General features: G+C 71.9%; 19 protein-coding genes. 3 read left to right on the top strand and 16 right to left on the bottom strand.

Features of this window, described 5'->3' with window-relative positions; all coding sequences use genetic code 11:
* Positions 1–125: 125 nt before the first annotated feature.
* From metF to AB0924_RS34775, 5 genes are all read right to left on the bottom strand, one after another.
* Positions 126–1,010 (bottom strand): methylenetetrahydrofolate reductase [NAD(P)H], encoded by an 885-nt coding sequence (gene metF / locus AB0924_RS34795; RefSeq protein ID WP_366913592.1) that lies wholly within the window; start codon positions 1,008–1,010, stop codon positions 126–128.
* Positions 1,007–1,987 carry a carbohydrate kinase family protein gene (locus tag AB0924_RS34790; RefSeq protein WP_366913591.1) on the bottom strand — a complete coding sequence of 327 codons (981 nt, stop codon included), beginning with the start codon at positions 1,985–1,987 and terminating at the stop codon, positions 1,007–1,009. The genes metF and AB0924_RS34790 overlap by 4 nt, the downstream gene beginning before the upstream one ends.
* Positions 1,988–2,023: 36 nt before the next feature.
* Positions 2,024–3,247, bottom strand: coding sequence for a methionine adenosyltransferase (metK, locus tag AB0924_RS34785; protein ID WP_366913590.1), 1,224 nt, complete (start codon positions 3,245–3,247; stop codon positions 2,024–2,026).
* A 91-nt stretch (positions 3,248–3,338) separates the two neighbouring features.
* Complete coding sequence (locus AB0924_RS34780) at positions 3,339–4,739, bottom strand: aldehyde dehydrogenase family protein (RefSeq protein ID WP_366913589.1); 1,401 nt, start codon at positions 4,737–4,739, stop codon at positions 3,339–3,341.
* Positions 4,739–5,839, bottom strand: a complete 1,101-nt coding sequence (locus AB0924_RS34775) for a phenazine antibiotic biosynthesis protein (protein ID WP_366913588.1) — start codon at positions 5,837–5,839, stop codon at positions 4,739–4,741. Before AB0924_RS34775 ends, AB0924_RS34780 begins: the two co-directional genes overlap by 1 nt.
* 205 nt (positions 5,840–6,044) lie before the next feature.
* On the opposite strand from AB0924_RS34775, the gene AB0924_RS34770 reads away from it, so the two are divergent.
* Positions 6,045–6,401, top strand: a complete 357-nt coding sequence (locus AB0924_RS34770) for a hypothetical protein (protein ID WP_358934583.1) — start codon at positions 6,045–6,047, stop codon at positions 6,399–6,401.
* Between the two features lie 74 nt (positions 6,402–6,475).
* Here the strand turns inward: AB0924_RS34770 and AB0924_RS34765 are convergent, their stop codons facing one another.
* The 9 genes from AB0924_RS34765 to AB0924_RS34725 form a co-directional block, all read right to left on the bottom strand.
* Complete coding sequence (locus AB0924_RS34765) at positions 6,476–7,861, bottom strand: FAD-binding oxidoreductase (protein WP_358934585.1); 1,386 nt, start codon at positions 7,859–7,861, stop codon at positions 6,476–6,478.
* A gap of 53 nt (positions 7,862–7,914) precedes the next feature.
* Positions 7,915–9,525, bottom strand: a complete 1,611-nt coding sequence (locus tag AB0924_RS34760; protein ID WP_366913587.1) for an amino acid adenylation domain-containing protein — start codon at positions 9,523–9,525, stop codon at positions 7,915–7,917.
* A 92-nt stretch (positions 9,526–9,617) separates the two neighbouring features.
* On the bottom strand, positions 9,618–10,265 hold the full coding sequence (gene phzG, locus AB0924_RS34755) for a phenazine biosynthesis FMN-dependent oxidase PhzG (RefSeq protein WP_366913586.1): 648 nt from the start codon (positions 10,263–10,265) through the stop codon (positions 9,618–9,620).
* 50 nt (positions 10,266–10,315) lie between these two features.
* On the bottom strand, positions 10,316–11,179 hold the full coding sequence (locus AB0924_RS34750) for a PhzF family phenazine biosynthesis isomerase (RefSeq protein ID WP_358934591.1): 864 nt from the start codon (positions 11,177–11,179) through the stop codon (positions 10,316–10,318).
* Complete coding sequence (locus tag AB0924_RS34745) at positions 11,176–13,059, bottom strand: anthranilate synthase family protein (protein ID WP_366913585.1); 1,884 nt, start codon at positions 13,057–13,059, stop codon at positions 11,176–11,178. Before AB0924_RS34745 ends, AB0924_RS34750 begins: the two co-directional genes overlap by 4 nt.
* The gene (locus AB0924_RS34740; RefSeq protein WP_358934596.1) at positions 13,056–13,679 is read right to left on the bottom strand and encodes an isochorismatase family protein; all 624 of its coding nucleotides are present in this window, start codon (positions 13,677–13,679) and stop codon (positions 13,056–13,058) included. Before AB0924_RS34740 ends, AB0924_RS34745 begins: the two co-directional genes overlap by 4 nt.
* Before the next feature lie 53 nt (positions 13,680–13,732).
* Positions 13,733–14,908 carry a 3-deoxy-7-phosphoheptulonate synthase gene (locus AB0924_RS34735; RefSeq protein ID WP_358934598.1) on the bottom strand — a complete coding sequence of 392 codons (1,176 nt, stop codon included), beginning with the start codon at positions 14,906–14,908 and terminating at the stop codon, positions 13,733–13,735.
* A gap of 32 nt (positions 14,909–14,940) precedes the next feature.
* Positions 14,941–15,429, bottom strand: a complete 489-nt coding sequence (locus AB0924_RS34730; RefSeq protein WP_358934600.1) for a PhzA/PhzB family protein — start codon at positions 15,427–15,429, stop codon at positions 14,941–14,943.
* Positions 15,430–15,752: 323 nt separating this feature from the next.
* Complete coding sequence (locus AB0924_RS34725; protein ID WP_358934602.1) at positions 15,753–16,505, bottom strand: response regulator transcription factor; 753 nt, start codon at positions 16,503–16,505, stop codon at positions 15,753–15,755.
* 613 nt (positions 16,506–17,118) lie between these two features.
* On the opposite strand from AB0924_RS34725, the gene AB0924_RS34720 reads away from it, so the two are divergent.
* On the top strand, positions 17,119–18,150 hold the full coding sequence (locus AB0924_RS34720; protein WP_366913584.1) for a ketoacyl-ACP synthase III family protein: 1,032 nt from the start codon (positions 17,119–17,121) through the stop codon (positions 18,148–18,150).
* Positions 18,151–18,187: 37 nt separating this feature from the next.
* Positions 18,188–18,469: a phosphopantetheine-binding protein gene (locus AB0924_RS34715; protein WP_358934606.1), complete on the top strand. Its 282-nt coding sequence runs from the start codon at positions 18,188–18,190 to the stop codon at positions 18,467–18,469.
* On the opposite strand, the gene AB0924_RS34710 is transcribed toward AB0924_RS34715, so the two are convergent.
* Together AB0924_RS34710 and AB0924_RS34705 are read right to left on the bottom strand one after the other, a co-directional pair.
* Positions 18,438–20,948, bottom strand: a complete 2,511-nt coding sequence (locus AB0924_RS34710; RefSeq protein WP_358934608.1) for a LuxR family transcriptional regulator — start codon at positions 20,946–20,948, stop codon at positions 18,438–18,440. The genes AB0924_RS34715 and AB0924_RS34710 overlap by 32 nt on opposite strands.
* Positions 20,949–21,009: 61 nt before the next feature.
* On the bottom strand, positions 21,010–21,858 hold the full coding sequence (locus AB0924_RS34705; protein ID WP_366913583.1) for a methyltransferase domain-containing protein: 849 nt from the start codon (positions 21,856–21,858) through the stop codon (positions 21,010–21,012).
* Positions 21,859–22,217: the final 359 nt, after the last annotated feature.

The following is a 22,217-nucleotide window of genomic DNA, read 5'->3' as shown; positions in this document are numbered from 1 at the left end:
GGTGTCCAATAAAAACCTTCCCTGACCGGCAGAACTGTCGTTTATGGACGTGGGTATGACACAGCGGCACGACCCGGGCCGGCATTCCGTTTTCGGAATTCCGGGCCGGGTCGTGCCGCCGGGGTTCAGGCGGTGACGCCCTGGGTGGCCATGACGGCGCGGTGGATGTCCAGCGTCGCCGTGGACCGGTTCAGCGTGATGTAGTGCAGCCCCGGCGCTCCTTCCGCCAGCAGCCGCTCGGACATGGCGACGGCGTACTCCACACCGATGCGGTGGCCCTCGGCGGGCCGGTCGCGTGCGGCTTCGAGCCGGTCGGCGAGCCGCGCCGGGAAGGCGGCGTCGCTGAGTTCGGCGAAGCGGCGGATCTGCCGCGCGTCGGTCGCCGGCATGATCTCCGGGATGATCGGCAGGTCGCAGCCCGCGGCGGCCACCCGGTCGCGCAGCCGCAGGTAGTCGTCGACGTCGAAGAACATCTGCGTGATGGCGTAGTGGGCGCCCGCCCGGCACTTGGCCACGAAGTGCCGGATCTCGCTGTCCCAGTCGGCGGAGCGCGGATGGCGTTCCGGGAACGCCGCCACGCCGACGCCGAACGCCCCGGACTCCCTTACCAGGGTGACCAGTTCGTGGGCGTAGGTGAAACCGTCCGGGTGCGGTGTCCAGGGCCCGCGCGGGTCCCCTGGTGGATCTCCCCGCAGTACCAGGACGTCGCGCACCCCGGCGTCCGCGTACTGGCCGATGATGCGGCGCAGTTCGGCGACCGAGTGCCCCACGGCGGTGAGGTGCGCCACCGGGCGCAGGGTCGTGTCGGACGCGATCCGCTTGGTCAGTTCGACGGTCCGGTCCCGGGAGGAGCCGCCCGCTCCGTAGGTGACCGAGACGAAGGTGGGCGCCAGCGCCTCGATGCGCCGGATGGCGTCCCACACGTTGCGGTGTCCGGCCTGCGTCCTGGGCGGGAAGAACTCGAAGGAGAACGACCGGGTGCCGGAGGCGAGCGTCTCGCGCAGCGTCATGTGCCCGACCCGAGGACCGGCCGCAGTTGCGCGGCGGCCGCGGGCCCGTACGTGGCCCGTACGCGTTCCTCCAGCCGGCCGGTGTCGGCCTCGTAGCCCTGGGGGCCGACGGCGTCCAGCACCGAGGCGGCCACGGCGCAGCCCAGCCGGCCGGCCGCGACCAGCGGCAGGCCGGCGGCGACGGCCGCGAGGAATCCGGCCCGGAATCCGTCGCCGGCCCCGGTCGGGTCGGTCACCCGCTCGCACGGGACGGCCGGGACGAGGAGCTCCGGCTCGCCCTGCCGCTCGATCCGTACGCCGCGCTCGCCGAGGGTGGTCACCCAGGTGCCGGCGCTCGCGAGGAGGTCCTCGCGCGTGCGGCCGGTCCGCTCGACGAGCAGTGCGGCCTCGTACTCGTTGGTGAACAGCCAGGTGGCGCCGTCCACGAGTTCGGCTGCCTCCGGACCGGTCAGCCGGGCGAGCTGCTGGGAGGGGTCGGCGGCGAAGGGGAGTCCCAGTTCCCGGGCCTGCCGGGTGTGGCGGATCATTGCTGCCGGGTCGTTCGCGCAGACCAGGACGAGGTCCGGCCGCCGCCGTGCGGCCAGGGGCCGCAGGTCGATCTCCCGGGCCTCGCTCATCGCACCCGCGTAGAAGGCGGCGATCTGGTTGCTGTCCTGGTCCGTGAGGCAGACGAACCGTGCGGTCTGCGCCGTCTCCGACACGCGTACCGCGCCGGTGTCGACGCCGTGGTCCTTGAGCCAGACCTCGTACGCGCCGAAGTCGAGACCGACGGACCCGACCAGCAGGGGGGTCAGGCCCAGCCGGCCGAGGCCGTAGGCGATGTTGGCCGCGACCCCGCCCCGGCGCACTTCCAGGTCGTCGACCAGGAAGGACAAGGAGACGTGGTCGAGCTGGTCGGGGATCAGCTGGTCGGTGAAACGGCCGGGGAAGGCCATGAGGTGGTCGGTCGCTATCGACCCTGACACCGCTATGCGCATCGCTGCGTGCTCCCGTCGAGTCTCGTCCGTGTCCCGTCAGAGGCCCACGGCCCGGCGCAGCGCGTCGACGCGGTCGGTGCGCTCCCAGGTGAAGTCCGCCAGTTCACGGCCGAAGTGGCCGTAGGCGGCGGTCCGGGCGTAGATCGGGCGGAGCAGGTCGAGGTCACGGATGATGGCCGCCGGGCGCAGGTCGAAGACCGCCGCGATGGCCTCCTCGATCAGGTTCACGTCCACGGTGTGGGTGCCGAAGGTCTCCACGAACAGGCCCACCGGTTCGGCCTTGCCGATGGCGTACGCGACCTGCACCTCGCAGCGCGCGGCCAGGCCGGCCGCGACCACGTTCTTGGCCACGTACCGCATGGCGTACGCGGCCGAGCGGTCCACCTTCGACGGGTCCTTGCCGGAGAAGGCGCCGCCGCCGTGCCGCGCCATGCCGCCGTACGTGTCGATGATGATCTTCCGGCCGGTCAGGCCCGCGTCGCCCATCGGGCCACCGATCTCGAACCGGCCCGTCGGGTTGACCAGCAGGCGGTAGCCCTCGGTCTCCAGTTTCATGCCGTCGGCGGCCAGTTGGGCCAGCACGTGCTCGACCACGTGCTCGCGGACGTCGGGCGTCAGCAGGGACTCCAGGTCGATGTCCGGGGCGTGCTGCGTGGAGACCACGACGGTGTCGAGGCGGACCGCCCGGTCGCCGTCGTACTCCACGGTGACCTGGGTCTTGCCGTCGGGACGCAGGTACGCGAGGGTCCCGTTCCGGCGGACCTCGGTCAGCCGCCGCGACAGCCGGTGGGCGAGGTGGATCGGGAGCGGCATCAGTTCGGGCGTCTCGTCGGTGGCGTAGCCGAACATCAGTCCCTGGTCGCCCGCGCCCTGCCGGTCCAGCTCGTCCCCGTCCTCCCGCCGGGAGGCACCCTCGACCCGCTGCTCGTACGCCGTGTCGACGCCCTGCGCGATGTCCGGGGACTGCGCGCCGATGGAGACCTCCACGCCGCACGACGCGCCGTCGAAGCCCTTCTGCGAGGAGTCGTAGCCGATCTCCAGGACCTTGGCGCGGATCAGCGCCGGGATGTCGGCGTACGCCCTGGTCGTCACCTCGCCGGCGACATGGACCAGACCGGTGGTGATCAGGGTCTCCACGGCGACGCGCGAGGTGGGGTCCTGGCGCAGGAGCTCGTCGAGGATGGCGTCGCTGATCTGGTCAGCGATCTTGTCGGGGTGACCTTCGGTCACCGACTCCGAGGTGAAAAGGCGGCGGGACACATCGCTCCCTGGGTTCGCAGCGGCTGCTGACTGGACATTGCTCGGGCCGTCCGGGGCGGACGGTGTGCGTCTGCGCTCTCGGCTCCCTGCCTCAGACGCGGACGACGGTCTTGCTTCGCATCAGGAACTCGCCCAGGTAGCCGTCGTGCGGCAGACCGGGGCGGTGCCAGTGGGTGGCGTGGCTGCCGATGTGCACGTTGCTGATCGTCGGTTCGTCGATCAGCGCCTGCACGAGGTCCTCGTCCTCGGTGACGGCGGTGAGGACCAGGGTGTCGCGCAGTGCCTCGGCACCGTCCTCACGGCTCCACGGCGCCACCCACACGCAGGGGAAGGGGACTTCGGCGGAGAGCTGGGGAGCGCCGGCGGAGTCGACCTGGTGGACGGCCGGGCGCAGGACGGCGCTGCCGTCACCGAGTTCGTCGACGAACCCGGTGCCGCCGAGCCAGGCGCGGGTGCCCTGGGCCCGGTCGAGCACGAACTTCTCCAGCGCCCGCGCCGCCTTGGTGTTCTGCACGGGCAGGACGGCCTTCTCGTCGTGCGGCGGCAGGCTGGGCAGCGCGGCCAGCCGCTCGGCGATCGCGCCCGCGAGCGGGGCGGGGTCGCCCTCGACCAGTACGGCGGTGGCGTTGACGCAGCCGCTGCCGGCGTGCCGGGCGACCGAGTCGACGATCATGTCGAGGTGATCGCGCCAGTCGGTGTCGGCGGTCAGCAGGATCTTCGAGCGGCCGGGCTGCAGGGAGAGCACGCCGGGGTCGTCGGCGTACCGCCGGATGATCTCGTCCCCGCCGTAGGCGAGGTCGGCGCTCCGCACGATGGCGTCGGCCGCCTCGTGGCCGCAGGGCAGCAGGACGACGTGGTCACCGCCGAACCCGGCCTCCCGCAGGGCGAGGACCAGGCGGTGCGCGGTGAACGGCTCGCGGACGGCGGGGCGGACGGCGATCCGGTAGCCGAGGGCCAGCGCCTCCGGCCAGAACCCGTGCGTGCCGGGGTGGTTGCCGGGCACGTGGACGGCCATGACCTCGCCGCGCCGCGTCCACACGGCCTCGGAGGTGCGCACCAGCGGGTCGCGCCAGTCGGGCACGGCTCCGGTGGGCCGGGCGAGCTGGACGCTGCGGTAGGAGTTCGCGACGCGGTCGGCGCAGGTGACGGTCGCGACCCGGACGACCTCGATCGGCAGGCCGGAGACGCGGCTGACGGCCGTCTCGTACTCGCGGACCGTCATCCCGCCCAGGGTCGCCGTGCGGAACAGGTCGGCGGCGCGGGCCAGGGCGCCCGCCCGCTCGGCTGCGGGCAGCGGCGTCGCGGCGTGCAGGGCCTTCATCGCCCGGTTGACGTAGAGCGCGGGCACGAGGCTCAGCTCGGCCATGACCGCCCCGGTCACGTCGGTGACCTCCTGGCGGCTGTGGGCGCGGTACGGCCCGGCCGGGCCGAGTGCGTCCAGTACGGGCACCCCGGCGTCCGGTGCGTCCGGCCGCCCCGGCTCGGCGGACATCAGTAGACCCCCTCGATGACGGTCTCGTCCTCGAAGCGGGCGACCGGGGCGATGCCCGCGGCCGAGTCCCCCGTCCGGCCCTCGGGCGCCGGCACCCTGATCGCGGTGTCGCGCTCGAGGTTGTTGGGCAGCAGCAGGGCCTTGCTGACGTGGTGCATGACGACCTGGCCGCGCTCCCCGTAGGCGACGGGTTCGCGGGTGGCGGGGTCCACGACCTGGAAGGTGATGTACGGCGAGAACGTGTCGAACACGCAGGGCTCGCCCAGCGGGGTGCCGTGGCGCTGGCCGGCGATGCCCAGGATCATCGTGCTGCCGTAGTGCCCGTAGAGGGTCGTGCCGGGGAAGATCTCGGTCCGGTAGAGGGCCTCCGTGTCGGGGTCCATCTGGGTGCCGCCCCAGCGGATGGCCTTCACCTTCCGGTTGACGAGCTCGACGAGTTCCTCGCGCTGGGCGATGCGCTCCAGCAGCGGCGGGGTGACCGTCATCACGCCGATGTCCTGGGTGCGCAGGATGAACGCGGCCTGGTCGATGACGTGTTCGGCGTACGCGTCCGCCTGGCCGCCCTTGCCGTCCGAGATCAGGCGCTTGACCCAGCGGGGGTCGAGGTCGATCTGGAAGGCGTAGCGGCCGTGGGTACGGGCCGAGCGCCGGAAGATCTCACCGACGACGTGGGGTCCGGACGGGGTGATGCCCAGCCAGTCGACGCCGCGCGGGAAGCCGTGCACGTCGAGGTTGGCGTTGCTCCAGCCGACCAGCTTGCGCAGCCAGTCCTCCGTGCAGACCACCCGCTTGGGCGCGCCGGTGGTGCCGCCGCTCTCGAAGACGCCCACGACGTCCGCGTGTTCGCCGTAGCCGCGCGGCACCAGGTCCGCCGCCGGCACGTCCCGCAGCTCGTTCGCCACATTGGGGAAGAGGGCCAGGTCGGCATGGCTCTTGACGTCCGACAGGGGGTTGAAGTCCAGGGACTCCGCCCGCTTCAGCCAGAACGGCGATCCGGTCTCCGGGCTGAAGTGCCACTCCATCGCCGCCCGGACCAGCTCGTCGGGGTCCGGATCCGCGTCGTGCGGCAGGTCCAGGATCGACAGATCGGTTGGCGCCACTCTTCCTCCAATGTCAGCAGCCGGCATGGCGGGGGCCGGCCGGTCCGTGTCGTGCGGGTCCCGCGCCGGCCGTGGCCGATATCCCTCATTCGATCACCGCCCCGCGGCCCCCGCCTGAGTAATCACTACTCAATTCGCCATCGCGGCACGGTCTTTGTCTGAGCAGCCCGCGACGGGTGGGGTTCCGCGCCCCTAGACTGAGGGAATGAAGGCAATGATTGCGTGGTGGGACCTCACCGAATCACGGCAGACCGCCGGAACTCTGCGCGATTTCATTCGCGAGGAGTCGAAGCACTGGACGGACATACCGGGTCTGCTGCTGAAGACATGGCTCTCGGACCCGTCGACCGGCCGGTGGGGCGCCCTTCTGCTGTGGGAGTCGGAGGAAGCCGCCCGGGCCGCCGAGCTGCCCCGCAGCCCTGCCGAACTCATCGGGCATCCGGTGGACTTCCGGGCGTGGTTCGACGTGGAGGCGACCATCGAGGGCTCGCATTCCCTGGATTCCCTGGGCAATCTCGGTCCCGCCCTGGCCGGGCTCGGCCGTACGGATTCCGCGGCATAGGACATGTCTGAGCGGCGCCCCGGGAATTCGGGGCGCCGCACACCGTGAACGGCTTGTGCCGCGGTGTTTTCCGTTCAGCCCGCGGGCTCGATGTTCCGGTTGAGGCGGAACATGTTGGCGGGGTCGATTTCCTTCTTCAACGCGGCCAGTCGGCGGTGATCGGCCGGCTCCCAGAAATCCGTGGCCGGCGCCGCCGGGGGCCCGTCCGAGCACCCTCCGTACACGAGGCTCTGGAACCGGCCGCCGACGGACTCCGCCGCGAGCGCCCCCAGCACCTTGCCGGCGGTGGCCCGCGCCTCGTCCGGCCCCGCGCCCATCAGAGGCGTCAGCACGCGCAACAGGTACCGGGCGGAGCGGTGCCCCACCGCGTTGGGCACCTGGGCGGGCCGGCCGAGCGCCCCGCCCAGATGGCGGACGTCGAGCACACACGGCACGGCGGCACCCGGTCCCACCAGATCCGTCACCTCGGCCGCCTGGTCCGGGCCGAAGGCGCGCAGCAGGACGTTGTCGCCCTGGTAGGCGTGCGGCTGCGGCGGGTCGTTGTAGATCGCGCCGCACTCGGTGTAGGGCATCTCCGCGACGGTGTCCGACAGACGGGGGCCGAGGGCCCGCAGCGGGGCGAGCAGCCGCTCACCGTCGCGGGAGTCGCCGGTGTACGCGACGCGCACGTGGGCCGCGAACCGGCCGCGCAGCACGGCCGGGAAGAACGGCAGGTCGGGGTAGTCGAGCAGGGAGACCGAGGACGTCAGCTCCTCGGGGAGCGTCTCGGTCCAGCGGAGGTAGTCGGCGAGCAGGCCCGGGGTGCGGGCTAGGTCGAAGACCAGCTCCCCCCCGTACAGCCGGCTGACCGGAACGAGATCGATCTCCATGCCGGTGACCACGCCGAAGTTCGCGCCGGCGCCGCGCAGGGCCCAGAACAACCCGGGGTCGCTGTCCGCGGTGACCCGCCGCGACCGGGCGTCGGCGGTGACGAGGTCGATGGACCTGACCCGGTCCGCCGCGTACCCGAACTCCCGTCCCAGCAGCCCCAGTCCACCGCCCAGGACGTACCCCGTCACCCCCACACCGGGCGCCGAGCCGTTGAGCGGGGCCAGGCCGTGGCGGGACGCGGCGTCGATGACGGCGGCGAAGCGCGCGCCCGCCCCGATCCGTGCCGTGCGGGCCGCGGCGTCGACCTCGACCCGCGTGAGCCGCGCGGTGCTGATGAGCACGCCCCCGTCCGTGGCGACCGAGAGGCCGTGCCCGGTCGCCTGGACCGCCACCGGAAGGTCCCGCTCGGCGGCGTACGTCACGGCGGCCGCCACGTCGTCGGCCTCGGCGGCGCGGACGAGTACGGAGGGCCGGTGCCGGTAGGCGGTCTGGAAGCCCGCGCACCGGGCGGCGAACCCGTCGTCACCCGGCAGCAGCACCTCACCGCGCACGCGGTCTCGCAGGGCTGCGATCGCGGCAGCGTGGTTCATCTGCGGCGTTCCTCTCTGATCGGACACGTTGACGGAGGGCCTCGACGACCCGCTCACAGAAGGACCGGCTCCAGTTCCCCGGACTCGACCCGCCGGCGCAGCGCCTTGCGGTCGACCTTGCCGTTGTCGTTCAGCGGAAAGGCGTCCAGCAGGTGGTAGGTGAGGGGGATCATGTACGGGGGCAGCGTCCGGCGCAGTTCCTCGTCCACGTCGTAGACGTCGATGCCGTCGCCCGCGAGGATGCCGGCCAGCACCGTCACGCCCTCCTCGTCCCCCGGGACGGGGACGACCACGGCCTGGTCGACGCGCTCCTGGCGGAGCAGGTGCGCCTCCACCTCGCCCGTCTCGATGCGGTGGCCCAGGATCTTGACCTGGGTGTCCAGCCGGCCCACGTAGCCGTACTCGCCGCTCTCCAGCCGGCGCACCAGGTCGCCGGTGCGGTACCAGCGGTGGTCGGGGCCGAACGCGGACGAAAGGACGTGGAAGGCGCTCCTGGTCTGCTCGGGTGCGTTCAGGTAGCCCTCGAAGACCTGGTGACCGGTGAGGCAGAGTTCGCCGGTCTCACCGTCCGGAACGGGGCTGCCGTCCTCGGCCAGTACGGCGGCGGCCATGCCCGGGTAGGGGGAACCGATCGAGACGACCCCGTTGACCACACCGGCCGGGGAGGTCTTCGGATCCCAGCGGTGCACCAGGCAGGCGATGGTCGCCTCCGTCGGCCCGTAGAGGTTCTCCACCACGGATCCGGGCGCCGCTTCCTGCCAGGCCTGCGCGGTGGCCGCCGGCAGCGCCTCCCCGCAGAACAGGCTCCACCGCAGCGACGGCAGGCGGCCCGGCTCCAGTGCGCCGCGGCGGTGCTGGAGCACCGCCACCGACGGGACCGAGAACCAGACGGTGATGTCGTTGTCGCGCACGAAGTCCAGCGGGGTCATCAGGTCGTAGGTGTCCATCGGCACCAGGCATCCGCCGCTTCCCCAGGCCATGAACAGATCGAAGACCGACAGGTCGAAGGTCTGGTCGAAGGTGTTGGTGAACCGGTCGTGCTCCGTGAACCGGTACCGCTCGGTGTTGGCGGACAGGAACGCGGCCGCGTTGGCGTGCGAGATCGGCACGCCCTTGGGAAGGCCCGTGGTGCCGGACGTGAACAGCAGATAGGCACCGTCCCCGGGAGCGACGGCCACGGGCTCGGCCGGCTGGACGCGGTCCGCCAGATCACCGCGGGTGAGGGTGCGGACCGTCGCGGGGAGCGTGCCGGGAGCCTCGTCGCTCTCCGGCAGCACCACGGCGGGGGCGTCGGCCAGGCCGTCGAGGAGCGGGCCGAGATGCGCGTGGGAGCCCGCGTCGGCCAGCACGGCGCCGGCCTCCGCGCGCTCCAGGATGTCCCTGTTGCGCGCGACGGGATACTTCTTGTTCAACGGGACCACGGTCGCCCCCGCGTAGAGCGCGGCCAGGAATCCCGCGTAGGTGACGATGCTGCGGTGACCGAGGATGGCGACGCGCCCCGGCCGCCCGCCCGGCCGCGTGAGCGCCCCGGCCCACAGGCGGGCGATACCGTCCAGTTCCCGGTAGGTCCACGTCCGTCCGTGCAGGGACAGGGCGGGGTTCTCCGGGACGCGCCGGACCGAGGCCAGGAATCCGGAGTGGAGGAGGGAGGCGGCTGACTGCATGGTGTACTCGCGTTCCGCTTCGACGGGTTCGATGGGTTCGACGGGTTCGACGGGTTCGGCTTGGACGGGTGGTGCGGCGCGTGGGTGGCGGGTCAGGGCTGCAGGCGCCCGACGCGCCAGCCGTCGCCGGTGCGGTCGTAACGCAGCCTCTCGTGCAGCCGGTCGGTGCCGTTGGCCCAGAACTCCACGCTCTCGAAACGCAGTTCGTAGCCGGCGAAGCCCGCCGGGCGGGGCAGCGGCGCGCCGCTCTCCCCCAGTTCCAGGGCTCGCCGGCGCAGCGCCTCGACCTCGTCGGGTCCGCTGATCGGCTCGCTCTGCCGGGAGGCGGTCGTCATGGCGTGGGTGAACACGGGGCGGGCGTGCCACAGGGCGTCGGTCCGCGCGTCGGAAAGCTTCACCGCGGTCCCGTCGACGACGATCTGCTGGCTGGTCTCGCGCCAGTACAGGACACCCGACGCCCATGGGTTGACCGCCAGTTCGCGGCCCTTGCGGCTTCCTTCGTGCGTGATGAACACGAGTCCGTCGTCCGTCACCTCGTTGATCACCACGATGCGGGTCGAGGGCCGGCCGGCCGCGTCCGCGGTGGCCAGTGCCAGGGCCCGCGGCTCGCGGATCCGGTGGTGCGCCGCGTCGGCGAGCCACGTCCGGAGCAGGCCCATGGGCTCGGCGGGCGGCTGCGCGTACTCGGGGAAGGAGACCTCGACGGTCCCGCTCATGCTTTCCGACCTGGTGCTGTTCATGAGTCCTTCCGGTATGCCGGCCACGGGGGGACGAGCTGCGCGCGCACGCGTCACAGGCGCAGCGCTCCCTCGAGCGCGATGACCCCGTCACCGCCGACCTCGACGCGGGTGATCTGCTCCCCACCGCCCTCGGCGAGGGCGTGCATGGGCGAGGGCCGGCCCATTTCCACGCCCTGGGTGATGACGATCCGCTGCCCGTACTCGATCAGGCCGTGCCGGGCCAGGTGGATCGCGATGGGGCCGGCCGCGGAGCCCGTGGCCGCGTCCTCCACGACGCCGTACGCGGGTGAGAACATCCGGCTGCGCCACCGCGTGCCGGAACCGGCGAAGCAGTTGGCCGCCATGTCCTCGAACGCGCCCAGCGCGCGGTGGTCGGGGCGGAGCGCGGACAGCTCCGCGACGCTGCTCAGCCCGACCAGGACGTGCCGGGGCCCGTTGCGGTAGATCTCCACCGGCAGCGCGGTGTCCCGCACCCCGAGCGCGGCCAGCAGTTCCTCGCAGCGGTCGAAGGGCTCCCATTCCGGTATGGGCTGCTGCATCCAGGCGGAGGTGACCGTGCCGTCCTCACGGACCAGCTCGAAGGGGATGACGCCCTTGGCCGTCTCCAGCTTGAGCTGGTCCAGCGGGCCGCGGTTGCCGATCGCGATGGCGGTGCCGAGGAGCGGGTGCCCGGCGAAGGGCAGTTCGTTGACCGGGGTGAAGATCCGCACGCGTGCGTCGCCGCCCTGCTCGGGGGCGAGGACGAAGGTGGTCTCGGAGAGGTTCATCTCCCGTGCCACCGCCTGCATCTGAGCTGCCGTCAGGTCGTCCGCGTCGAAGTAGACGGCGACCGGGTTGCCTTTCAGTACCTCGGTGGCGAAGGCGTCGACGACCACGTAGGGGTGCATGGAGATCTCCCGCTGTTCTTTCGTCATGGGGTGAAAACGTCCTGAAGGGCGGCGGCCAGGATGCGCGGGCCGTTCTGGGTGAGCACGGACTCGGCGTGGAACTGCATGGACATGAAGTGCGGTCCGCGCAGCCCGTGGACCTCGCCGGTCACCGGGTCCCGGCTGACCTCGACCACGCCGACGCCCTCGACCGCGCGCTTGTCGTCGTCGCTCACCACGGCGAAGGCGTTGTAGAAGCCCACCCGCTCGACAGCCCCGAAGTAGTCGATCTCCCGCTGCAGTCCCTGGTTGGGAACGGGCAGCCGGGACACGTCCAGGCCGAGCGCGAGACCGAGCACCTGGTGGCTCAGGCACACCGCGAGGAAGGGCCGGCGTTCGGCGAGCAAGGTGCGCACGGCGGTGTGGAGGTGGCCGATCCGGGGGTGGGCCGTGTCACGGGGATTGCCGGGCCCGGGGCCCATCACGACGAGGTCGTGGTCCTCGAAGGCGTACTCCTCGTCGAACCGGCGCACCGCGACGTCCAGGCCGAGGGCGCGCAGCTGGCCGGCGATCATGGACGTGAAGGTGTCCTCCGCGTCGACGACCAGGACGCGCCGGCCGGCGAGCCCGGGGTACGTCCGCAGTCCGTCCCCACCGCCGTCCAGCCAGAAACCGGCGATGGAGTCGTTGCGCCGCTCCAGGGCGCCGCGCACCTCGGGATGGTCGGCGAAGCCCCCGGTCCCGCCGGCTTCCAGCGCGCTCACCAGGGCGGCCGCCTTGGCCCGGGTCTCGGCGGCCTCGCGGGCGGGGTCGGAGTGCCGCACCAGAGTGGCACCGACACCGATCTCGACACGGCCGGACGCGTCCATGTCCGCGGTGCGGATGAGGATCGCGGAGTCCATGGCCCGGTCGCCGTTCTCGTCCCGCCCCACGAGCGCCGCGACGCCGCTGTAGTAACCGCGCCCCGTGGGCTCGTACGCGTCGATGATCCGGCAGGCGCTCTCCAGCGGGGAGCCGGTCACGGTCGGGGCGAACATGGTCTCGCGCAGGATGTCCCGCACGTCGTGCCCGGTGCGGCCCTCGATGAAGTACTCGGTGTGCGCGAGGCGGGCCATCTCCTTGAGGTACGGCCCCTTGACCCGGCCTCCCGCCTCGCAGATCCGGGCCATCATCTTGAGTTCCTCGTCGACGACCATGTACAGCTCGTCGGCCTCCTTGCGGTCGGCGAGGAAGTCCATGACGCCCGGCAGGGTGGGGCCGGACGGCGGGTAGCGGTAGGTGCCGCTGATCGGGTTCATCACGGCCGTGCCGGCGTCGAGGCTGACGTGGCGCTCGGGCGAGGCGCCGACGAGGGTGCGCTCCCCCGTGTGGATCAGGAACGTCCAGTAGGCGCCGACCTCTCGCTGGAGGAGCCGGGAGAAGAACGACAGGGCGCTGTCGGGCCGGTAGTCGGTGATGGTGGCGACGAAGGACCGCTTGATGACGAAGTTGGCCCCCTCGCCCGTGCCGATCACCTCGTCGACGACCCTGCGGACGAGTCGCTGGTAGGTCTCGTCGTCCACGTCGAAGTGGGCGTCCGTGAGCTCGGTCGGCACCTGGGGGATGCGGCGCAGGGCGTCCGCCAGCAGGACCCGTTCCTGCCCGGTCACGCTGAGCGCGACGAGGGGCGAGCCGTCGTCGGCCGCCACGAAGCCGCGCTCGGCGATCTGACGGTACGGCACGACCGCGAGGACCTCGTGGTGGGCGCCGGCGGGACGGACCGGGGCGTCCGGGAGCGGGATCTCCGAGAGCGTCGCCGGTGTGGTGACGTCGCCGACCAGCACGTCGAGACCGCCGCGGCCGCCGGCCTCCGGCCGGTGCAGCAGGGCGAAGGCGCCGGCGCGGCCGGACAGTACGTGATCGAGCAGGTCGCCGGTCGCGCCGGTCATGCGAAGACCTCCTTGGCCGTGACGACCATCGCGCAGCGCCCGGCGGCGTACCCGAGTGCCATCCGGTGGTGGCTCTCGTCGAAGTCGGCGACGGCGTCGGCGACCAGGAACGGCTGGATGTCGTTCGTGAAGGCCTCGACCGCCGTCATCAGGACGCCGATGTGGGCGTAGACGCCGCACAGGATCAGCTGGTCGCGGCCGGCCTCCCGCATCCGTTCCAGGAGCGACGAGTTGTGGAAGGCGCTGTAGCGCCACTTCGTCAGCCGCCAGTCGCCCTCGCGCGGAGCCAGATCGTCGGCGACGTCGCGGTCCGTGGGATCGCGCCGCATGCCGGCGCCCCAGAAGTCGGCCAGCAGACCGCGCTCCTCCTGGGTCATGCTGCCGGGCTGGGCGGTGTACGCCACGGGGACGCCGAGGGCGGCGGCGCGGTCGCGCAGGGCCGTCGCGTTGCTGATCAGCGGGCCGCGGACGCCGTCCGGGAAGGGTGCCAGGAAGAAGTGCTGCATGTCGTGGACGAGCAGCACGGCGCGGTCGGCGTCGGCGGTCCACTGGGCGGTATTGGCGGGCAGGGTGTCCGCCGTCGGCAACACATAGGGCTCGATGGGAGGAATCCCGGCCATGACTGCCTTTCGATGTCCGGCTTGACTCGGAGGTAGCGGGGTTCGACGCGTGGTCAGACGTTCCAGGTGGACACGACGGAGACGGCCTGCTGCGCGTTGAGCCGCGGATCGCAGAACGTCGTGTACTTGTCGCCGACACGGCCGAGGTCCGCCTGGCACGAGACGCACTCGGTCACGTCGGTGGGGGTGGTCTCCAGGTGGAGCCCGCCGCCCACGCCCCCGGCGCCGGTGACGGCCTCCTGGAACCGCCGGACCTCGTCCACGACCGTCTCGACGTGGCGGGTCTTGTTGCCGTCCGGCGCCGTGACGGTGTTGCCGTGCATGGGATCGGTCAGCCAGACGACCGGGTGGCCGGCCTCGCGCACCGCCTCGACCAGCCGGGGAAGCCGCTGAGAGACGCGTTCGGCGCCCATCCGGGAGATGAGCGTCAGCCGTCCGGGGTCGCGGGCGGGATCGAGGCGTTCGCACAGCGCCACCAGCTCGGCGGGGTCCATCGAGGGGCCCACCTTGCAGGCAACGGGGTTGCTCACCTTGGCGAGCAGTGCCACGTGCGCTCCGTCCAGCTGGCGGGTGCGCTCCCCGATCCAGGGCCAGTGCGTGGAGCCGAGGAACAGCCTGCCGTCCTCGGCCGTGCGCACCATGGAGAGTTCGTAGTCGAGCAGCAGTGCCTCGTGGCTGGCCCACACCGACGGCCCGAGGGGGTCGTGCGGCGACACCTCCCGCTGCCAGCCCAGATGCTTCATGATCTCGTCCGCCGCCATGTGACAGGTGAGCATGCGCAGCGGGTCGGCGCGCCTGGCCTCGGGGTCCGGTTCCGGCCCGTTGACCATGTGGCCCCGGAACACGGGCAGCAGGGCGGAGCCCACCGGCTCCGCCGTGCTGGAGCGGGGCTTGGCGAACTGGCCCGCGATCCGGCCGACCCGGATGACGGGCTTGAGCGCGTTCATGCGCAGTGTTCCGGCGAGCAGGTCGAGGAGCGCCGCCTTGCGGGAGACGTCCGCGGCGGAGCATTCGGCGGGGTCCTCCGCACAGTCGCCGGCCTGGATCACCACGGCCTCGCCGGCCGCGACCCGGGCCAGCGCCGCGCGCAGCACCTCCAGGTCGCGGGCGCGTACGAGCGCCGGCCTGGCCGCCAGCATGTCCCCCACCCGCTCGGCCTGGGCCAGGTCGGGCCATTCGGGCTGCTGCAGTGCCTTTCGGACGCGGATGTCGCGCACGACTTCATCCATGGGATCCTCCTCTGCGGCGGAGCGACGGCCGGTCAGGTGGGTATGCCGGCGCGCTTGATCTCAGGGACGGGAATACCGAGGGAGCGCAGCTGCTCGAACGGGTTCATGAACTCCCGCTGCAGCTTGATCCGGCCGTTGTCCAGCTCGAACGAATGCAGGAAGTGGTTCTCGTACCAGCCCTCGGGGTAGTCCGCGAAGCGGATCTTGCCGCGGCCGTCGCACTCCACCCAGAAGCGGTTCGGGTCCTGGGTCTCGAAGATCTGGATGTTGTACCACTCCCAGTCCGGGAAGGTCTTCAGCGACCACACCGCGTGCTCGCCGAGCCGGTCCCGGCCGCGGATGGCGATCGGGGCCCCGGTGTCCGTGGTCCACAGACCGCCGACGCCGTCCTCCGTGAAGAGCAGGTGGCGCTCGAGGCGGGCCGGACCGAGGGCGGCCATGTACTTCTCCACCGTCGCGCGGTTGAGGCGGCGCAGTTCGGCTTCGTCGGTGCGGACGTTGCTCTGGGCGGATTCAGCCATGGAAGAACTCCAAAGGGTGCGCTGACGGTCGTTTTCCTGCGGGAGAGGGTGAAGGCGCCAGGGCGGTCGACCGGTACGGGAGGACACGGGTGGGGCTCGCTGACGCGCCACTGATACTGCCCGGTGGCCTGGACGCGTTCAAGGAAAGGACACTCAACTCGGCGTCAGAGTCAGTGCACGTTCCTCAGACGGCTTGCGGTTTTCGTCAGAGGAGTGTCAACTCCCTTGTTATCAACAGGAGTTGTACTGGCGTCGGCGCACGCGAAGCGGCCCCCGGGACCGTGTCCCGGGGGCCGCTTCGCGGGTGGTGGAGGTGACGGGGTTCAGGCGCAGCCGAGCTGGAAACCGACGCCGCGGACGTTGCGGATCCACTCACTGCTGCCGAGTTTGCCCCTCAGGCTGCTGATGTGCGTGTCGATGGTGCGCCGGGACCAGACGTCGCCCCAGACGGTCTGCATGATCGTCTTTCGCGAGACCACGGTGTCGGGCTGGACCGCCAGCAGGTACAGCAGGTCGAACTCCTTGCGGGTGACGTCGATCAGCCGGCCGTGCAGGCGCACCCGGCGGGCGGCCGCGTCGATGCACAGGGGGCCCCTGACGATCAGCGACGGATCGGTGGACGAGATCCGGACGCGGCGCATGACCGCTTCCATGCGCGCCAGCAACTCCTGGAAGCCGTAGGGCTTGACGACGTAGTCGTCGGCACCCGCCTGCAGTCCGAGGACCCGGTCGAGTTCCGTGCCCCGGGCGGTCACGGCGATGACCGCCGTGTCTCCCGCGGCGCGGATCTGCCGGCACACTTCCAGCCCGTCCAGGTCGGGCAGTTCCAGGTCCAGCAGGACCAGGTCGGCCTCACCGTAGCTGTCGAGGGCCGCGATGCCGCCGGACACCCGGTCCACGTGGTGCCCGTGCCGCGCGAGTCTCCTCATCAGGGGCTCGGCGTCCTCGTCGTCGTTCTCCACGACGAGGACGCGCCAGACGGCCGGCGCTCCGCGATGCTGTGGCCGCGGTCCCGGCGCTTCCGCGGAGGCCAGGGAGGCACGGTGACGGCTCATCAGGTCAGAACGGGCGACCACGGTCCCCCCTTCCGACGGTCCGGGCAGCGGGCCGGGCCCCCGCGGGTGCGTGCGCGCGCGAAGTTCTTCCCGGACTCTCGCCGAGCCCGGATAAACCGCGCACACCTGGTCGACCAAATGCCAAGCACATACTCTCCCCCGTACCACAAACCGGAATAGTGCAGGCCTTGGCCTTCCCGCCCGAAGCGGACGGAAAGGCCTGGAATTCCGGGCGAAACCTTCTCCGTCGGACCCGAGTCGGGCCCGATCGAGATACCTCCCCGGCAAGACGGTGAGGGAACCTCGACTCCGTGGCCATCTTACACAGCGGTAGCTGACGTTCCATCAGATTGCATGCCGAACCGTTAAGCGCGGATAAAGCCGAAGCCGGCTCTCGGTGGAATCACCGGCCGGCGGCATGGCCGGGCCTGAACTGAAGTGGCGCGAAATCGCCGTCCGGTTCCCTGTTCCGCACCGGCTCGCGGAGCCCGCCCGCGCAGGGGTCCAGTCGTCCGCCGGGGAACTGAGTAGCGGTTACTCAGGCGCCGGGCCGCGGACCGTGGTCGTCTTGGGACGGCGCAGCACACCTCGGCAGCGCAGCATCCGCATCGGTGCGCATCGGAAGGGAACCACGATGAAGTTTGAGGACGTCTACCTGTCGGGCCTGGGCACGTTCGTGCCCGGCCTGGTCACGACAGAGCAGGCCGTGGAGTCCGGCTGGTACGGCGCGGACGTCCGCGAGGCCTCGCAGCTCGAGTCCGTCGCCGTCTCCGATTCACTGTCGGCCCCCGAAATGGCCGTACTGGCCGCCAAGGAGGCGATCCAGCGGTCGGGACACGCGAAAGACGATTTCGGCGCGCTGTTTCACAGCTCCGCCTACCACCAGGGCCCCGACGGCTGGTCCCCGGCCCACTACATTCTCAACAACACTCTGAACACCCCGATAACGGCGCTGGAAGTCAAGCAGGGCTGCCAGGGAATGCTTTCCTCCCTCGCCATTTCCGCGCACCGGCTCGCCTGCGACACGCGCAAGTCGGCGGTTCTGCTCACCGCGGCGGACAATTACTCCACTCCGCTGGTCGACCGCTGGACCACGTCCCGTCTTTCCATCTTCGGTGACGGCGCGGCGGCCGCGGTCGTCTCGCGCACCGGCGGTATCGCCCGGCTGCTGTCCGTCGGCACGTATTCCGCCCCCGGCATGGAGGCGCTGCACCGCGGCAGCGAGCCGATCTTCCCGCCGGCGGTGACGCTCGGCAAGGCGCTGGACTACGAGGCCCGGGTCAAGTTCTGGATGGAGGAGTGGGCCAAGGGCAACACTCCCCCCATGGAGCACCCGGGCGAGGTACTGCAGAAGGCCCTCGACGAGGCGCTGGAGGACGCCGGCATCACCGCCGCCGACATCAAGCGGGTGTGCCACCCGAGCGCCACCATGGACGCCCTGCGCGACCAGTTCCTCGACCCGATCGGCTTCACCGTCGACAGCGGGATCTGGGAGCACACCAGCAAGGTCGGCCACATCAGCGCCGCCGATGTCTTCATCGGTCTGGAGCACCTGTGGAGCACCCGTCAGGTCGGACCGGGCGACAAGGTGATGCTCTTCACCGGGAGCCCCGGCTTCGAGGCCGGTGTGGCGATCCTGGAGATCGTCGCCGAAGCCGCCGAATGACCCACCACATCAGGCCGGAAAGGAAGATCCCACCACCATGAGCGACAGCGGCAACCGGACGGACGTCACGGCCCCGGCCGCCCTCACGGGCGAGGAACTGCGCGCGGCCCTGGCCGAGCTGATCGGCGTCAGCCCGTCCGAGATCGAGGACGACGCCAACCTCATCCAACTGGGCCTGGAATCACTGCAGATGATGCGGCTGGTCACCAAGTGGCGCCGCGCGGGTCTCGCGGTCGCCTTCGGGGACCTGACCGGCACCCCGACGTTCGCCGCGTGGAACGAGCGGATCACGCGGGAACTGGCCAGGACCGACGGGTGACCGGTGCGGGCTGCCCCATGCCCAGCACGGGAGCGAGCTGCGTCCTGGCGGTGACGCCGAGCTTGCCGTACGCACGGTAGAGGTGGTTCTCCACCGTGCGTACGGAGAGCACGAGCCGGTCGGCGATCTCCTGGTTGGAGAGCTGGCACACCGCGAGGGTCACCACCTCTCGCTCCCGGGCGGTCAGTTCGGTCCCGGCACCCGCTTCCCGGCGGTCCGCGGGCACGGCCCACGCCGGCGGCTCGGCGCCGCCACGGGCGGCGAGCCCGGCGCCGGCGGCCTGTGCCGCCCGGGCGCCGCGGCGGTCGCCGGACGCCTGACGGACGTGGGCCGCCTGCGCCGCGGCCTCCGCGGCCAGCGGCAGCAGCCCCAGGCCCCCGAACCGCCGGGCGATCTCGTCGAGTGCGTTCCCGTCCGGCTCCGCGAGCGCGAACAGGTGCCTGAGCACCACCTGGCCGGCCGTCGGCGCGCCGAGGCCCGCGGTGGTCCAGATCGCGGCGGCCCGGGACGCCTCGCCCGCCCTGGCCGCGAGGTGCAGGGCGGCCAGCGCCTGGGCCCGCCGGCCGGCGGCCAGCGCCCGCTCGGCGACGTCGCACGCCTGGCCGGCCGCCGCCGCGCGGTCGCCGAGGTATGCCGTCACCAGCGCCGCCTCCAGCTCCACGGCATCCGCCATCAGCGGGTACGCGCACTCCTCCCGCTGTGCTTCGCGGGCCTCCGCGAGCAGTGACGCGGCCTCGGGGGCGTCCCCCGACTCGGCCACCGCCCCGGCGAGCCGGGCCAGGCGCAGGGAGCGGGTGCTGAGCCAGTCGGCGGTCCCGCGGTACGCGGCCGCCTGCCGGAGCAGCTCGACCGCCTCGGCCGGGCGGCCCTCGGCGCGCAGCACGCGCGCCCCGAGGAGACGGGCGTAGGTACCGGCGCGCGGGCCGCCGCTCACGGCCAGCTCACGCAGCTCCTCCAGCACCGCCCCGGCCTCGGCCGGGCCCCTGGCCGCGACGGTGACGCATCCGCCGACATAGAGGTGCTCCATGCGTGCCGACCCGCTCCGGCCCGCCAGGGCCGGCCGGGCGGCCGCCAGCGCGGCCAGGGCGCCGTCGTCGTCGCCCGACTCGTGGCAGAGCAGGGCGAGCAGCGCTTCGGCCCCCACCGCCGTCGCGGCCAGCCGCCGTGCCTCGCCGATCCGGTCCTTGAGCAGCCGCACGGTGGCCCGCGCCGCCCGGTCCGTCTCGGCGACCGCCTCCGCCTCGGCGAGCCGCCCCAGGCCGAGAGCCATGTTGAGGGCTCGCGGGCGCGGCAGCGCGGCGGACCGGGGGGCCCGCGCGAAGCAGGCCTCGGCCTCCACGTGACGGGCCTGGCCCGCCAGGGCCTCGCCGAGTACGAGCGCCGTGCCCGCGTCGGCCCCGGCGGTCAGCGCCGCGCGGCTCAGCCGCTCGGCGAGCGGGTGGTCCTCGCCGCGAAGGGCGTCGACGGCGGCCTCGCGCAGCCTCGCGGGCTCGGGCAGCGTGCCGCTGCCCAGGCCGAGCCGGGCGAGACGGGCGGCGTCGTGGTGCCGGCGGGCACCGGTGCCCCTGATCGCGTCGGCGATCTCCTGCCGGAGCCGACGGGCCGTCAGCTCGGGCAGGGTCGCCGCGACGACGACCGCGCAGACAGGGTGCGCGAGTCTCAGGGAGAGCCGGAACCGGGCGTGCTCGGCGACGAGGACGCCACGGCGGTTCAGCGACTCCGCCGCCTCTCCCAGCGCCTCGACGACGGGCAGCCCGGCCTCCAGCGGCCCGCCGAGCGCGAGCAGGTTCACCAGTTCGCGCTCGTCCGCGTCCAGGTCGCCCAGGAGCAGGTCGCACAGGTCGGTCAGCCGGCTGTCGGGCACACCCGGCAGGCCGGGCCAGTGCCAGCGGCCCCGGACCCGGCGCAGGGTTCCGACGGCCAGGGCCTGGTCGGCGAGCTCGCGCAGGACGAGGGCGTTTCCGCGGGTCAGTTCCCAGAAGCGCTCCGCCGTGTCGACGGCCACCGGGCCGCCGAGCCGGGCACCGAGCATGCGCACGGTGCCCGAGCGGTCGAGGGCGTCGACGGCGAGCCGCCTCAGGCGCTTGTCGATGAGCAGGCGGCGCAGGGCCCTGGGCAGGGCGGCGCCGGGCTGGGCGGTGGCCAGCAGCAGCGCCCGGCCGCTGTCCACCAGCCGGCACACCAGCGCCAGCGTCACCGGATCGACCCTGTGCACGTCGTCCATGGCCACGATGACCCGGCGGCGCGCGGCCCGCGGCCGCGCGTCGCCGTGCAGCTGGTCGCGCACGGCGTCCCCGCGCACCACCCGCGCCCCACCGCGCTCGGCCCGCTCCAGCGCGGCGTTCAGCAGGGTGGTCTTCCCCACCCCCTGATCACCGACCAGCAGCGCACCGGTCCCGGCGGCCGCCCATTCCCGGATTTCCGCGAGTTCCGCCTCCCTCGCGGTGAACGGCCAATCGCCTTCGACCCCTGCTGCCACTTCTCCCCCATACGGACCGCGGTCGTCGCGCTCGATATCGCGAATTACCAAAAGGCCGGCATCAGGCCTTCGGGGCGCTCGCCCGCATGTAGACGATCGGCACCGGAACGGTGATGACGCCACTCTCGTCCCGCAGCGTGTCCAGTCGCCGGGAAACCTCGGCGATCACCTGCCGGCGCTCGTTCTCCTCGATTCGCTCCCACATTCCGCGCATTCCAGTGGTGTAAGTGAATTCGACCCACTGCTCGCCCGACTTCACGACGACGGGCAGTTCCTCCTCCACCACCTCGATGTCGACGAATCCGGCGTCCGCGAGCGTCTTCTCGATCGACTCGGCCGTGATGAGCCAGTTCGCGCCGGCGTTGGCGAACTGCGAGTCGTAGGCGCCGCTCTGCTTCAGCGACTGCAGCATGTAGGGCATCAGCAGCTCGTTGACGATCTCCGGGAAGAGCGCCCACTTGCCGCGCGCGGTCGAGAAGAACGAGGGCGCGGCCGTCGCGAACCGGCCGCCCGGGCGCAGCAGCTCGAAGTAGGGGCGCACGTCGTCGGGGCCCTTGACCCAGATGAAGAGGCTGCAGCTGCCGATCACGGCGTCGAACCGGGCCGCCTCGAACTCGGGCCGCTGTCCGTTCATGACCCGCAGGCCGACCTGGGTCAGGCCGAACTCGGCCGCGTCCGCCTGCGCGTACTTGACCATCTCCTCGGAGATGTCGATGCCGATCACCTCGCCGCTCGCGCCGACGGCGGCGGCGGCCGGGAAGAGCGCGGCCCCGCGGCCGGCCCCGACGTCGAGCACGGACGCCCCGGCGGGTATTCCGGAGAACTCGACGAGACGGCGCCCTATGGGGCGGAAGAACTCCACGCCGCTCTGGTCATAGGCCTTCGCCGCTTTGTTGAAAAGATTGTACATTTCTTCGGTGTTCTCTACGGTTCCCATGCGAGTCTCCAAAGTTCATGGGGCCGGCACCATGGCCACCCACCGCATTTTCCGGGCAATATCAACACAATTTCAGCCACCTGTCCAATACAAAGGCATACTCTCAGCCATCAGGAATCGTTATGACGTCGCGCGCCGCGTATCCGGAATTAATAAATCCGGCTGAGGCGTCGGCACGTCCCCGCCGGTGCCGTGCCGCCGGGCCGGTGGCGAACGGACGTGGACGCGGAGTGATCAGCTTGTTGATCAGGGGCGACAGGTTCGGGCGGTGTGGTGTCACTAAGCGACATGTCGGCGCGTGGCCGCGCGGACTGCACTGGAATGGCCCGTCT

It is taken from the genome of Streptomyces sp. NPDC047869 (genome assembly GCF_040704065.1).
GTDB lineage: Bacteria > Actinomycetota > Actinomycetes > Streptomycetales > Streptomycetaceae > Streptomyces.
Note: the sequence above shows the minus strand (reverse complement) of the source record. Positions and strands in the feature narration are given on the sequence as shown.

Excerpts from the sequence above, each read along its gene's own strand:
- metF (WP_366913592.1), bottom strand. The coding sequence starts at position 1,010 with ATGACGCTGCGCGAGACGCTCGCCTCCGGCACCCGGTCGTTCTCCTTC.
- AB0924_RS34790 (WP_366913591.1), bottom strand. The coding sequence starts at position 1,987 with ATGCGCATAGCGGTGTCAGGGTCGATAGCGACCGACCACCTCATGGCC.
- AB0924_RS34780 (WP_366913589.1), bottom strand. The coding sequence starts at position 4,739 with ATGTCCGCCGAGCCGGGGCGGCCGGACGCACCGGACGCCGGGGTGCCC.
- AB0924_RS34770 (WP_358934583.1), top strand. The coding sequence starts at position 6,045 with ATGAAGGCAATGATTGCGTGGTGGGACCTCACCGAATCACGGCAGACC.
- AB0924_RS34765 (WP_358934585.1), bottom strand. The coding sequence starts at position 7,861 with ATGAACCACGCTGCCGCGATCGCAGCCCTGCGAGACCGCGTGCGCGGT.
- AB0924_RS34760 (WP_366913587.1), bottom strand. The coding sequence starts at position 9,525 with ATGCAGTCAGCCGCCTCCCTCCTCCACTCCGGATTCCTGGCCTCGGTC.
- phzG (WP_366913586.1), bottom strand. The coding sequence starts at position 10,265 with ATGAACAGCACCAGGTCGGAAAGCATGAGCGGGACCGTCGAGGTCTCC.
- AB0924_RS34750 (WP_358934591.1), bottom strand. The coding sequence starts at position 11,179 with ATGACGAAAGAACAGCGGGAGATCTCCATGCACCCCTACGTGGTCGTC.
- AB0924_RS34745 (WP_366913585.1), bottom strand. The coding sequence starts at position 13,059 with ATGACCGGCGCGACCGGCGACCTGCTCGATCACGTACTGTCCGGCCGC.
- AB0924_RS34740 (WP_358934596.1), bottom strand. The coding sequence starts at position 13,679 with ATGGCCGGGATTCCTCCCATCGAGCCCTATGTGTTGCCGACGGCGGAC.
- AB0924_RS34735 (WP_358934598.1), bottom strand. The coding sequence starts at position 14,908 with ATGGATGAAGTCGTGCGCGACATCCGCGTCCGAAAGGCACTGCAGCAG.
- AB0924_RS34730 (WP_358934600.1), bottom strand. The coding sequence starts at position 15,429 with ATGGCTGAATCCGCCCAGAGCAACGTCCGCACCGACGAAGCCGAACTG.
- AB0924_RS34720 (WP_366913584.1), top strand. The coding sequence starts at position 17,119 with ATGAAGTTTGAGGACGTCTACCTGTCGGGCCTGGGCACGTTCGTGCCC.
- AB0924_RS34715 (WP_358934606.1), top strand. The coding sequence starts at position 18,188 with ATGAGCGACAGCGGCAACCGGACGGACGTCACGGCCCCGGCCGCCCTC.
- AB0924_RS34705 (WP_366913583.1), bottom strand. The coding sequence starts at position 21,858 with ATGTACAATCTTTTCAACAAAGCGGCGAAGGCCTATGACCAGAGCGGC.